At 49.7% G+C, this 13,211-nt stretch carries 13 protein-coding genes; all 13 read left to right on the forward strand.

What is annotated here, in order from left to right:
- Positions 1–159: 159 nt before the first annotated feature.
- The 13 genes from M0R35_03775 (at position 160) to M0R35_03835 (ending at position 13,207) form a co-directional block, all read left to right on the forward strand.
- Positions 160–1,941 carry a hypothetical protein gene (locus tag M0R35_03775; GenBank protein ID MCK9594775.1) on the forward strand — a complete coding sequence of 594 codons (1,782 nt, stop codon included), beginning with the start codon at positions 160–162 and terminating at the stop codon, positions 1,939–1,941.
- Positions 1,942–1,970: 29 nt separating this feature from the next.
- Positions 1,971–3,146 carry a GDSL-type esterase/lipase family protein gene (locus M0R35_03780; GenBank protein ID MCK9594776.1) on the forward strand — a complete coding sequence of 392 codons (1,176 nt, stop codon included), beginning with the start codon at positions 1,971–1,973 and terminating at the stop codon, positions 3,144–3,146.
- Between the two features lie 17 nt (positions 3,147–3,163).
- Positions 3,164–3,382 (forward strand): DUF5989 family protein, encoded by a 219-nt coding sequence (locus tag M0R35_03785; GenBank protein ID MCK9594777.1) that lies wholly within the window; start codon positions 3,164–3,166, stop codon positions 3,380–3,382.
- Positions 3,382–4,839 carry a B12-binding domain-containing radical SAM protein gene (locus tag M0R35_03790; protein MCK9594778.1) on the forward strand — a complete coding sequence of 486 codons (1,458 nt, stop codon included), beginning with the start codon at positions 3,382–3,384 and terminating at the stop codon, positions 4,837–4,839. The genes M0R35_03785 and M0R35_03790 overlap by 1 nt, the downstream gene beginning before the upstream one ends.
- Entirely contained in the window at positions 4,836–5,015 is a 180-nt protein-coding gene (locus tag M0R35_03795; GenBank protein ID MCK9594779.1) for a hypothetical protein, read from the forward strand. The genes M0R35_03790 and M0R35_03795 overlap by 4 nt, the downstream gene beginning before the upstream one ends.
- Positions 5,012–5,836 carry a hypothetical protein gene (locus M0R35_03800; protein MCK9594780.1) on the forward strand — a complete coding sequence of 275 codons (825 nt, stop codon included), beginning with the start codon at positions 5,012–5,014 and terminating at the stop codon, positions 5,834–5,836. The genes M0R35_03795 and M0R35_03800 overlap by 4 nt, the downstream gene beginning before the upstream one ends.
- A 17-nt stretch (positions 5,837–5,853) precedes the next feature.
- Complete coding sequence (locus M0R35_03805; GenBank protein ID MCK9594781.1) at positions 5,854–6,561, forward strand: glycosyltransferase family 2 protein; 708 nt, start codon at positions 5,854–5,856, stop codon at positions 6,559–6,561.
- 54 nt (positions 6,562–6,615) lie between these two features.
- Entirely contained in the window at positions 6,616–7,239 is a 624-nt protein-coding gene (locus M0R35_03810; protein ID MCK9594782.1) for a sigma-70 family RNA polymerase sigma factor, read from the forward strand.
- An 81-nt stretch (positions 7,240–7,320) separates the two neighbouring features.
- Positions 7,321–8,031, forward strand: a complete 711-nt coding sequence (locus tag M0R35_03815) for a hypothetical protein (protein ID MCK9594783.1) — start codon at positions 7,321–7,323, stop codon at positions 8,029–8,031.
- A 3-nt stretch (positions 8,032–8,034) separates the two neighbouring features.
- On the forward strand, positions 8,035–10,251 hold the full coding sequence (locus M0R35_03820) for a tetratricopeptide repeat protein (GenBank protein MCK9594784.1): 2,217 nt from the start codon (positions 8,035–8,037) through the stop codon (positions 10,249–10,251).
- Between the two features lie 335 nt (positions 10,252–10,586).
- Positions 10,587–10,925: a PilZ domain-containing protein gene (locus tag M0R35_03825; protein MCK9594785.1), complete on the forward strand. Its 339-nt coding sequence runs from the start codon at positions 10,587–10,589 to the stop codon at positions 10,923–10,925.
- A 17-nt stretch (positions 10,926–10,942) separates the two neighbouring features.
- Positions 10,943–11,353, forward strand: a complete 411-nt coding sequence (locus M0R35_03830; protein ID MCK9594786.1) for a PilZ domain-containing protein — start codon at positions 10,943–10,945, stop codon at positions 11,351–11,353.
- Between the two features lie 261 nt (positions 11,354–11,614).
- The gene (locus tag M0R35_03835; protein MCK9594787.1) at positions 11,615–13,207 is read left to right on the forward strand and encodes a hypothetical protein; all 1,593 of its coding nucleotides are present in this window, start codon (positions 11,615–11,617) and stop codon (positions 13,205–13,207) included.
- The last annotated feature ends 4 nt before the right edge of the window (positions 13,208–13,211 follow it).

The following is a 13,211-nucleotide window of genomic DNA, read 5'->3' on the forward strand; positions in this document are numbered from 1 at the left end:
GCAGGTGCGTCTTATCCTCGATATTTTTTATTTCGTTTTAATGGCTCCTCTGGGTTTGTTTATAACTGTTTTTAAGGATTACTTGGGGATTCGATCGGCGCCCGCCTGGAAAAAACGCGGTCCGGTCAGCGCCCCGGCGGATTTCTTAAAAGGCCAATAATGCATGTTTTAGGGTTAAGCTGCTATTATCACGACGCTGCCGCCTGTCTGCTCACGGACGGCGAATTAGTTTGCGCCTTTGAGGAAGAAAGGCTCAGCAGGATTAAACACGATTCATCTTTTCCGGAGAAGGCGATCCGCCTTTGCCTCAAAACCGCGGGGATCTCCGGGCCAGACCTGGACTATGTGGTATTCTATGAAAAACCTTTCCTGAAATTCGAACGGATCATTAAAACCGTACTTTCGACATATCCGGGTTCTTTCGGGTTTTTTAGCGAGGCTTTGATAAATTGGTTAAAGGATAAACTCTGGATCAAGACCAGGATCGCCGAGTTCCTGGATATCCCTGCGCAGCGGATACTTTTCTCCGAACATCATTTTTCCCACGCGGCGAGCGCTTTTTTTTGTTCTTCCTTCCAGAATGCCGCTATCCTTACCTGTGACGGGGTGGGGGAATGGGCTACGACCTGTCTGGGGACAGCGCAAGCAAAATGGGGCGCGACCGGCGAGAACAGGATTGATATCGGCGAGGAGATCCGGTTCCCTCATTCGCTGGGGCTTTTATATTCGGCATTCACCGCGTTCCTTGGTTTTGAGGTCAATGAGGGTGAATTCAAGGTAATGGGGATGTCCGCTTTCGGCCAGCCCAAGTACGCCGATAAGGTCCGCCGTCTGATCAAGGTTGGTCCTGACGGAAGTTTTAAGCTGGATATGCGCTATTTCAGCTACCATTACAGCGCTAAAAGGAGTTTCAGCCGTTGTTTCGTGAAATTGTTCGGCGAGCCCCGTGATCCGGCGGCCAGGTTTGTCACCTCCCGCACATCACTGTATGATTATTCCGCCCTTCCGACAGATGAGGAATTGGCGAAAAACCAGTATTATGCCGATGTCGCCGCCAGCGTGCAGAAGGTCTGCGGGGATATCCTGGTCCTGATCGCCGGACAGCTGCATAAAAAAACCGGGATGAAAAAATTATGTTTATCAGGCGGAGTGGCGTTGAATTGCCTGGCTAATTCCCGGATACTCAATGAAACCCCTTTTGAGGAGATATTCATCCAGCCGGCCGCCGGTGACGGAGGAGGGGCTTTGGGCGCGGCCTTATATGCCTGGCACTGCCTGCTGCAAGAACCGAGGAAGTTCATCCTTAAGCACGCGTATTGGGGGGAGGAGTTTACCGCTCATCGGATCGAGGAATGCCTGCATACTAAAAACGCGCAGTTTGATTATATCGCTGACGAGGAAAAATTATTGGATATTGTCGCGCAAGGCCTTATAGCGCAGAAAGTGATCGGCTGGTTCCAGGGAAGGGGTGAATGGGGGCCGCGCAGCCTGGGTAACCGTTCTATTTTAGCCGATCCGCGGCATTCGGATATGAAGGATAAGGTGAATATCAAGATAAAGTTCCGCGAGCCGTTCAGGCCGTTTGCCCCGGCTGTTTTAGAGGAGAGCGCCGGACAGTTCTTTGATCTGGGCAAGGCAACGGGGCAATATCCCCTGAAGTTCATGCTTTATGCCTTGCCGGTAATGAAGAGCGAGCTGATCCCCGCGGTAACCCACGCTGACGGCTCCAGCCGCGTCCAGATCGTAGATCAAGGGTCTAATCCGTTTTTTTACCGGCTTATCTCCCGTTTCGGCCGCGAAACCGGCGTCCCTGTGCTTTTGAACACCTCTTTTAATCTTCGAGGAGAGCCGATCGTCAACAGCCCGGAAGACGCGTTGGACACATTCCGTAAGAGCGGGATGGATATGCTGGTTATCGGTAATTATGTGATCAGGAAATGATGAAACCATCTTTTTTAAAAGGTATGGCCATGACTAAGTTCACGCGCAGCATTGTGTATGTATTGTCAGCGATCTTGCTGGTTTTTATCCTGGAATTGATAAGTTTCTCAATACTTCCGGATGGCAAATTAAACCGGTTGGAATCGATCTTAAGGATATTGGAGGAAGACGCCGGCCTGTTCTGGAAGGTGAAATCCCGCCTGGACACGCCCTTTGAGGGCGTTCAGGTGCGCACTAATTCCCTGGGGTTGCGTTCCGGCGATATCGCATCTAAAAAAGAGGGCGTTTTCCGGGTCATCGCCATGGGCGCGTCGCCGACTTTTGGCTGGGGGGTGGAGGCAGGCCTTACATATCCCGCGGTACTTGAGAGAAAATTAGCGGGGCGCTTCCCCGGGCGGAAGGTGGAGATTATTAACGCCGGGCAGATAGGGTATACCTCGCATCAAGGGCTTATATTGCTGGGTAAATGCATTTCGCGGTATTCCCCGGATATGATCACGGTTTCTTATGTGCTCAACGACATAGACCGATACAGATTTTTTCGCAATGAAGGCTCAAGCGATAAGGACCTTGCGCCGGGTAATCCCCTGGTAGTCTGCTGGAATAATATCGCCGCTAAGAGCAGGTTTATCCGGTTGTTGCGCCGCGCTGTTTCTTCGGCATTGATGCGCGACGATAAATTCGCCGCGGCAATGTTTAAACGGCAATTCAATCTTGCGAAAGTAAGGGTTGAGCAAGCGGATTATAGGGCCAACCTTATAAAGATAGCGGATTTATGCCGGGAAAGGGATATTCGGCTGGTTTTCATCAAGATGCCGGTGCATCTTTCCCTGCCGCGGTTGAATGAAGAAGAGGAAGGGGTATTCCGCTCCGGGAAGCGGCTAAGCGGGCATTATTATGATCTCGGCTGCGACAAGGAATCTAAAGGAGAGTATCGCCAGGCCCGGGTATTATTCGCCAAGGCCAAGGATTTTCAGGTTTTTGAGATCAATAACCTGAGCGGCGTTTATAACGGGATAATGGCGGATGTCGCCAGGCGGAATAATCTGTTTTTGGTCGACGCTGTGGAAATATTTGCGGCGCAATCCCCGGGCGAAGAATTATTCAACGGGCCCGGCGACCCCATACATCCGAGCGCGCGGGGCCACGGGCTTATCGCTTCAGCGTTATGCGAGTCGATCAGCGCTGACGGATCGTTGAAATAGCCGGGATTTATAGCGCAATGCGGATTGACAGCCGGGCTTATATAATGTATCATAAGCAAATGAACAAAGAACAGTTTAAATCAAACCTGCACCTGGTCGGTTTTCTGTTTATGAAAATAATCAGCCAAAAAAGATGGTGGCTTTTGCCGTTGCTGCTTATCCTGTTATTCCTGGGGATCTTTGTCAGCGTAACCGGCAACAGCTCGGTTTTGCCCGCGATCTACGCGCTATTCTGATGGCGAAAAAGATATTCCTGATCAGGGCCCACAAAGACCTCAACGCCGGCGGGGCTGTTCCTCCTTTAGGCCTGCTCTACATCGCCTCCTCGATAATCCGCAGTTTCAAAGACCTTTATGATATCAAAATATTCAATACCGGTTTAAACGGCGTATCAGTTGGTTCGTTGTCCGATGAGTTCAAGCGTTGCCAGCCGGATCTCTTGGGCATCAGCGCAATGACCTGCGAGGCCGGATTAATGAATGAACTGGCCCGGGCCGCCAAGGCGGTCAATAATGATATTGTGATCATAGCCGGAGGCCCGCACGCCGCCCTGGCCGGAGCGGGCATACTGGAAAACCGCGATATTGATTTCGTGATCGCCGGGGAAGGCGAAGAGGCGATCGCCGGTTTATTGACCGCCCTGGATAAAGGAAGCGGATTTTCGGATATCCCGGGGCTTTCGTACCGCAGTGCGGGCAAAGCCGTATCCAACGCGTTTAGGCGGCATCCGCAAGATCTGGATAAGTTCAACATACTTCCCGAGGCCTGGGACCTGATAGACCTTAAGTGTTATTCAGGGTATCCTAATTGGAACGGCGCGCGCAAGAATAAATATTACGCGCCGATATTCACCTCGCGCGGCTGTCCTTTTAAATGTTTTTTCTGCCGCAGCCGCGATACGTTCGGGAATGAATTCCGGGCCCGTTCCGCCGGGGACGTGATCGACGAGATCGTTTTCCTTAAGGAAAAGTTCGGGATTAAAGAGTTGCATGTTTATGACGATGTGTTCAACTATGACCCCGTAAGGGCAAAGGCTATATGCCGGGGGATCATCGAAAAGAAGCTTGGCCTGGCCATAGCTTTTCCGAACGGGCTGCGCGCCGATATGGTCGATGACGAAATGCTGGATCTCTTCCGGCTGGCCGGTGTATATAAAATAAACTACGGTATCGAGAGCGTTTCCCGCCGGGTACAGAAGTCATTGGGCAAAGATCTTGACTTGGCGAAGGTCGAAAACACCATAAATAAGACGGTCAAGTCCGGGATAATCACGACCGGTTACTTTATTTTCGGGTTCCCGGGAGAATCCCGCGAGGATATCCTGGAGACAATTTATTTTGCCGCTAATTCCGCGTTGGATAACGCCTATTTTTTTAAATTCACCGATTTTTCATCCTTGAACGCCAGGGCTTCCCGCGGCGAGGGGGGGTTGGAGCAGTCGCATTTTCATTCCCCGGAAAGCCTGCCGGGAATGATCCCGGTAGCGGAGTTGAACGGACTGATCTTAAAGGCCCAACAGCATTTTTACGGCGATCCTCGCAGGATATGCCGCGGTTTTTTGCGTTCACCCGGCAAAGGCGCGTTCGTGAAAAACCTGCTGAACGCGTTATCCCTGCTTATCCTTTCTTATATAGTGATGAAATTAGCCAAGCCGCAGCAGGAACGCGCGGCGGATAAGGGGCAAAAGTTATGAAACGAATGCTGGGCCTTTTGATCTGTTTTATCGGCGTGTTGCTGCCGTGGCGGGCGAGGGTCATATTTTCCGAGCTTTTGGGCTGGATAGCCCAGGCAATGACCGGGGCCTATTTCCTTTTGGCCAAATTCATCATCAAAAGCCTTTCCGGCTCAAAGGCGGGAGTAAGACTATGAAGGAGTTGGCGGTTTTATATTCCGGCGGCACCGATTCGACATGCGCTGTTGCGTTGATGACGCCGGATTTCGACCGGGTCCATCTATTGACTTACAGCCGGTTCGGCGTTTTTTTCGCAGATCACGCCGGGGTAAATGTTCAAAAGCTCAAAGATAAATTCGGGGAAGGGAAATTCATTCACCGGGTAATGAATATCGATAAATTATTCAAGGCGGTTTCGTATTCGCGGTATATCCCCGCTCTGGCTGCGCACGGGTTGTTCCTTCTGACGACCTGCGGTTTATGTAAATTAGCCATGCATATCCGCACACTGGTCTATTGCCTGGATAACAATATCGGATATGTCTGCGACGGCGCGAATAATAATATGGATTATGCGTCGGATCAGATAAGGGAGTTTATCGGCGAGTTAAAGGCGCTATACCGCCGCTTTGGGGTGGAATATAACTCGCCGGTTTATGAGTTTGCTCATCCCGATGATAGCGGATGGTTCGATAAAATGGGGATGGGAAGTTTGACCGGCGCCGGGGAAGAGAAAAAGGACAGCGTTGTCACGACCGGGGAAGAGTTGTTCCGGATGGGGATATTCCCGAAGAAAAATATGAAGGGGACAGCCCAGGACAGGCGAATGCAGGCCAGGTGTTTTCAGCTTGTCCTGGCGAATATCTTCGCTAATTGGGTGTATATCCCCAGGTATGGCTTGGAAAAATATAAAAAGGGATGCGTTGATCTGTATAAAGAGAAAATAGGATATTTTTCCGGGCTTATTGAGGAATACTCGCGGAAAAACAAAAAAAGTATGCTGTATAAACTGATTTAGCGAAGGCAATTATCTAAATGTTCCTATCTATATTGATCCCGGTTTATAACGAAGAAAAGACCATTGAGGCAGTGGTGGATATGCTGGGGCGTGTGCCTTTCTCCATTGATAAAGAGGTGATCCTGGTGGATGACGGCTCGCAGGATAATACGCGCGGGGTTATTGAAACAAAACTGCGCGGCAGGGTGGATAAGGTGATCTATCATAAGAAAAACCTCGGCAAAGGAGCGGCGGTCAGGACCGCGATACAACAATCCTCAGGCGGGGTCTTGGCGATCCATGACGCGGACTTGGAATATAACCCTTTTGACCTGCCCAGGTTGATCGACCCGGTCATCCGGGGGGAGGCGGACGTGGTTTACGGCTCCCGTTTATTGGACGGGGGCAGTGTCAGCGGTTTATCCCTTTTTTATCGGTTGGGGAATATTTTTCTTACAGCCGTGTCCAATATGTTCACCCGGCTGCGGTTAACGGATATGGAAACCTGTTATAAGGTGTTTAGCCGCGCAGTGCTGGAAAAGATCAGCATAGAGGAAGAGGGGTTTGGTTTTGACGCTGAGATAACCGCCAAAGCGGCCAAGGTCACCCCGCGGATAACCGAGCGCGCTATTTCTTATATCGGCAGAAGCCATGCCGCCGGCAAAAAGAACACCTGGCAACAGGGGTTCCGGGTGATCTTTTGTATAGTAAAATACGGGATCTTCCGCGATAATCTTGGCTGTTAGCCCGGGCGGGAAGATGGCTTAACCTGCGGTTTTAAGCGCTATAATAAAACTGTTATGAAGGACTTGGAGTTTATCCAAAGGTGCATTCGCTCTGACGGTGCTGCCTGGGATGAATTCTTAAGGAAATACTCCCGCCTTATCTACAACTACATCCGCAGCGTTCTTAATATTCGCGGCTACGCTTTCCGTCAGCATATTGTTGAGGATGTTTTTCAGGAAATAATCTTTTCGCTGATCAAAGACAATTTCGCAAAGCTTAGGAGTTTTAAAGGCAAGAACCGGTGTTCTTTCGCCAGCTGGTTGCGGCAGGTAACTGTTAATTACACTATCGACCACTTGCGCAAGCCTAAGGCCAAGCTCTATTCCATTGATCAGGCAAATCCCGACGGTTTGAGTTTTAAGGAGATCATTTGCGAACGCGGGAGCCTGCCCGCGGAGGCCTTGAGCAAAAAAGAGACAGCCGCGTCACTTATTGATTGTATCCAACAGTTGCCTGCGGAAGATAAATATTTGTTGGAATTAAACCTTAACCAGGGGCTAAGCCTTAATGAGATCAAAGAGCATTTGGGCGTTTCCCGGGGGGCGCTGGATATGCGCAGGAGCAGGATCATTCAGAGGCTTAAGGATTGTTTTGTCGGCAAGGGGTTTGCTTTTGAGATGAACCTGTCGGAGCTTTAAAAACCGCGCGCTGCCGGATATTGGCCGGTTAGATTTGCCGGGAATTACCGTCTATTATATGTAGAAAGGCAGGTTTTGGTTATGGAAAGAATAGAAGAAATAGTAGCTATGGCATATAAAGAATGGAAGTCCGGTCAAAAGCAGGATACCGGTTGCCATCCTGATGAGGATGCGTTCGTAAATTTTCTGGACGGCAGTATGCCGGAAGAGGATCGCAGCTTATTCAGGACGCACGCGGTAAAATGCCCCCGTTGCGCTGATATACTTGCCGCGAGCCTGAAACTCAAGGCAGTAGAAGAAAAGGCGCCCACCCCGCAGTTCCTGGAAAGAATGAAGGCGTTTATTCTGCGCAATATCAACGCGGATAACCTGGATATTACCCTGGGGTTCAAAGACAGCTTGCTTCGCCTTTTTTATACTAACGGAGATGTACTGATCGGCCGGGAATTGGTCCCCGCGGCAGTGTTGCGCGGCCGGCAGGTGAAGGATTTTAAAGATGAGCTTGATATTTTTAAGGATTTTGGAGAATTGGTGGCGGAGGTAAAGATAGTAAACAAGGCCGCGGGTGTTTTTGAGATGGCGATCAGGGTTAAGGAAAAACAAACCCGTAAACCGGCTAAAGATATCAGGATCGCTTTGTTGAAGAACGGCCTGGAATTGGAATCGTTCCATACGGATTCAGGGAAAGTCAGGTTTGAGCATATAAAAGCCGGAAGGTACAAAGTGGAGATATCCGGGGTTTCCGGAAAGCTGGCAGAGATAGGCCTGGAGATACAAGCTGAACGGGTTTAAAAAATGCCGCAGACAGCAGGGCCATTGATCCTGGAGATATTCCGCAGCGACCGTCATCTTAAGATGAGCCTTTTTGCGTCCGGCGATATGGCGCAAACCCTGAGGAGGTACAGCCAGTGTTCAGTGGAATTCGAAGAGGTCCGTGAATTAAGCGGGCAGATCAGCTCTATATTAAGCAATGCGAGCACGAAACCAAGCCATGACCCCGGATTGATCGACGATCTCAAGAAGAACGGCCGGATCCTCTGGGACGAATTGTTCAGCAGGCAGGTCAAAGAAAGGCTTAAACTTTCCGGCGTCAGGGGGCTGGTTTTATTTTTTGACGAGGAGCTGGTAGGGGTGCCCTGGGAGCTGTTGTATGACGGCAGCGATTTCTTGGGGCTTAAATTCAACCTGGGAAGGCTGATCCGGACGAAATACCAGGATCCCCCGGCAAGTTTTCGCGGACATACTGCGAAGCTAAAGATGCTTATACTGGCTAATCCCACCGCTGATCTTGATTCCGCTTACCTTGAAGGCATCAATATAAAAAACCAGTTTGACCGTTCCCGCAAAGACTTGAGCATTGATTTCAAATCCACGCATATCGATACTTTATACGTGAAGAAAACGCTGAGGGAATATGACATCGTTCATTTTGCCGGCCACTGCGAATATGACCGCGAGGACCTGCAGAATACCGGATGGGTCCTTTCGGACCGCAGATTTACCACCCGGGATATCCTGGCTATGGGCGAGGGGCAGCAGATGCCGGGTTTGGTGTTTTCCAACGGCTGCCATACCGCCAGGGTATTAAAAGACGGCGCCGACCGGGATTATCAGGAGAAGAATTACAGCCTGGCTTCGGCTTTTTTATTTTCAGGGGTCAGGCATTACATCGGCGCGGTGCATAAGATAGAAGACCCGGTGAGTTTTTCCTTTGCCCGGGAGTTTTACAGCCGGTTGATCAAAGGCGATCCGGTAGGTGAGTGCGTGCGGCAGGCAAGATTGAGGCTGGTGGTCGATTACGGGATGAATTCAGGGCATTGGGCCAGGTATATACTTTATGGGGACCCGGATTTCTTTTTCTTCAAGGGGGGAGAAAAAGCGCGGCCAGCCTCTGTGTCCGGAGTGGCGGATGCGATCGGGCGTAAAAGGCGCAGAAAATTTTTTTCATTCGTTGTTTTCGTTCTTGCGGCCGCAACGATCGCCCTGTCCGCGTATATCTGGCTGCCTACCTTGAATCCCGGAACGTATTTCCTGTTTTCCCGATCCCGCAGACTGTTCCGGCAAGGGGACAATCCGGAGGTGATACGGACCTTGGAGAAGGTCATCCGCGATGACCCGGGTTTTCTGGCGGCGTATCCTTTGATCGCGGATACTTATTCCAGGATAGGCCGGCGCAAAGAAACTTTGAAATATTATTTTGATTATATGCTTGCCAGCCAGAGGCTGGATCCGTCAAGGCTTCCGGCTTTGGCGTATATAATGGCCGGGTGGACGTATCACCAGTCCGGTGAATACGATAAGGCCCGGGATTTTTATGAGCGGGGGTTGGACGCCAGCAGGAAAAACAATGATAAATTGAACGAGGCGCTGGCGTTGCGCAAGATGGCCCTTTGGCATATGGATAAAGGTGACGATAACCGGGCATTGGAATTGCTTACTAAAAGCTCCGAAATAAACCGGCAGAGGCAGTTTATTCAGGGGCATAAATATAACCTTGCCTGCGATTATTTCGATCTGGGCCTTTTGTTCGTGAACAAAGGCGATCTTGCCGCGGCAAAAGAATTTTATGCCAGGAGCCTGGATATGTTCAAAACTTTTGATCGTAAGGATGGGATAAGCGATTATTATTTTAACCTGGGGGAGATATACCTTTTCGAGAAGCAATATCTTAAGGCGAGGGATAATTATTTTAAAGGGCTGAAGATAGACCAAGCCCTGGGCGCGACGGCGGATCTGTCCAGCGATTATAATATGATAGGCGAATTGTACTCGGAGATGAATGATCCGGAAAAGGCGGAAGAATTTTTTAAAAAGGCGGAGGCCCTGTCGCGGCAGACGGATTCCCGGATGGAATTAGCCGCGGCATCTTATAATCTCGGGCTTTTATATAAGAAAAAAAGGCGTAAAAACAAAGCCCGGGAGTATTTTCGACAGGCTCAGGAGATATACAAGGCGGTTGATAGCCCGGATAAGCATCTGGTCAAGAAGGAGCTGCTTTCTCTGGATAATTAGGTAAATTGAAAACGTTTTCAAAATAACTCAAAATCACCTTGATTTATGCTTAATGGCAGGTTATCTTTAGTTATCGCGACACAAGAGAGTTAAAGCGAAGCTTTACAAATAGAACAAAGCCACGGATTGATTAAAAGCTTATTTAATCAGGAAGTGGCTTTTTTTGTTGGTACCTTACACCCAGCGCTGATCGGTATTGCGCGCAGTAAGCGCGCACTTGTTAATCCTATATGGCAAGGTACGCTGGTGTTCCTCGCAAGCTACACCCAGCGCTGATCGGTATTGCGCTGGTGTTCCTCAACTAGGAAGGAGATCCTATGCAACCGGGCGGGAATATGGCGGATAGAAGGAGATACGACCGTTTTGAGGTTGATCTACCATTGCATAATCTTGATTTTAAGTCGATGCGGGAGTTGGACGGCAAAAGCCGCGATATAAGCTCTAAAGGCATAGGGATGGTTTCGAATAATGAACTGCCGGTGGGGACCAGTTTGGATATCTGGCTGCATATGCCGGATAATGATGAGGAGATCCATACCAAGGGAACAGTTGCCTGGTCGGTTAATACCGGTCCTGGCCAGTTCAGGCTGGGGATAAACCTGGAAAAAGAGGACCTTAAACCCATACCGATCGTTTTGCGGACGATCCATATGCGCACCCGTTATTATCATTAACTAAAGGAGATTCGGCAATGGAAGAGTCTTCTTATTATGTAAGCAAATGCAATGACCGGCGCAGATACCAGCGTTTAAATCTCAGTTTTAATGTTACCTACAAAATCGACAGCCCGGTGGACGCGCGTGTGGCCTTTGGGAGCAGGGAGATCGAGGCCGTAACCCTCGATATCGGCGAGGGCGGTATGGCCATCCTGACCGAGCAGGATATTCCTCCGTGGACGATACTGTCGATGAAATTCCGGCTGATCCGGATGGACAAAGAAGGCAAAGTGAATTATTCCGATCCGGTGCAGATGTGCGGCGAGGTGCGCTCGAATAACATCTTTGAAGAACGGAAGCACCGCCTGGGTATCAGTTTTGTGGAAAAAGAGCCCGAGGTGACGAATCGCATCGGTGATTTTGTGATCAAAACAGTGGAATTATAATTTCGATTACGCTCTTGAAATTTTGTTTTAATGTGTTATATTATTATTGTAGAAAAACGGCAAGGGGCCAACTCCCAGCAGGCAGGTAATGCCTTCTAAAAAAGAGAACGAATTCCCCCTTGCCATTTTTATTTTTGCCAAATTAACCCCGCGGTTTTAAGCGGGGTGTTTTTATTTATCCCGCCTGTCCAGCCAATAATTTTTTAAATATCGCGTTAGATTTTCGCCTCTTTTACGTCAATTATGGTAAAGGAGGCTAAGATGAACAAGAAAACTGCGGTGCTCAGTTTGTTTCTGTCCCTGGCGGCAATTCTGCCGGGCGCAGCCCTGGGTGATGAAATGGATTGGGAAATGCTCAGCCGGGAGAATGCGGGTATCCGGGCAATGCTTTTCAGCCGGGATGATCCGCGGGAAATATTTGCCGGCTCCGGCTGCGCGATAATCCATAGCTCGGATCTTGGGTTCGAGTGGCAGGTGCTTTTTACGGTCAAGGGAAGCAATAAACGGGTAAATGCGTTAAAACAGGATGAAACGGATAGAAACATATTATATGCCGCTACCGGGGAAGGTTTATTTTACAGCCCGGATAAAGGCAGGCATTGGAAACGTTTATACCGCGGCAGGGACTATTCTGAGCGGGAATGCACAGCGGTAGAAGTTTTTAAGGGGAGTATTTATTTGGGGACCGGGGCGGGTTTGTTGATCAGCCGGGATAAAGGGCGTTCTTGGCGCAAGGTCGAAGGTGAATTGGGCCGCTGCCGCATAACCGCCATTGTTATTGATCGAAAAAATGCCGGTTGTATTTACGCGGTATCCGCGACTGGGGTATATCGATCTGTTCAGCCGGCCGCGGCCTGGGATAAAGTTTATGGCAACATAGTTTTAGAAGATGATATTGAAGTCGAAGAGGCTGCCTTGGACTCGGAAGAAAATTATATCTTGCCGGGTTTACGATATTTAGCTGTTTGTGCGGATGAGCCTGGCCGGGTCTACCTGGCAACTGCCCGGGGTGTGTATCAAGGCGATGACAGCGCGAAGGATTGGCAGGCTTTGACCGGTTACGGGTTATTATCCTCGGATATACGGTTTTTGGCTGTCTCGCAGCAGGGGGCGCTGTATGCTTTATCCAAGGCGGGGATTTTTTCTTATGACGGCAGCAGGTGGCATGAACGGTCTTCGCGCCTGAGTGCGGGGGAAATATTTATTATCGGGTTTGACAGCAGGGATGATCTTTATGCCGGCTGCGAAAAAGGATTATATAAGGCGATGTTAAATGGCCCGCGAGCTGTTGAGAGGTCATCTTTGCAAGGTGATGGCGCGTCCGGTATCCCCGCAATAAAGCCGACGCAGCAGGCCGCTATCGCATATGCGGAAGTGAACCCGGAAAAAATAAAACAATGGCGCAAACAGGCGGCTAAAAAAGCCTGGATGCCGGAATTGAGCATGGGTTTAGCCAGGGATACCAGCGATCTTTTTCATTGGGAGGGCGGCTCGACCGTTAAAGCCGATGATGACATCCTGCGTAAGGGCCGGGATACGGTAGACTGGGATATCGGCTTAAAATGGGATCTAAGCGAGATCATCTGGAACCAGGATCAGACTTCCATTGACGTGCGCTCCAAACTGATGGTGGAACTGCGGCAGGATATCCTGGATGAAGTGACCAAGCTGTATTTCGAGAGGATCCGCGTAAAAATGGAATTAGACGATTTAGCCATAGAGGACCGGAAAAAACGCTTCGAGAAGGAGTTAAAATTACAGGAGCTGACTGCGCAACTGGATGGTTTTACCGGAGGTTACTTTTCTTCCCATTCAAGACCCGGTCTTGTAAACGACTACAGCGCAAGGAGATAAATAA

It is taken from the genome of Candidatus Omnitrophota bacterium (genome assembly GCA_023227985.1).
In the GTDB taxonomy this organism is placed as follows: Bacteria; Omnitrophota; Gorgyraeia; order Gygaellales; family Profunditerraquicolaceae; genus JALOCB01.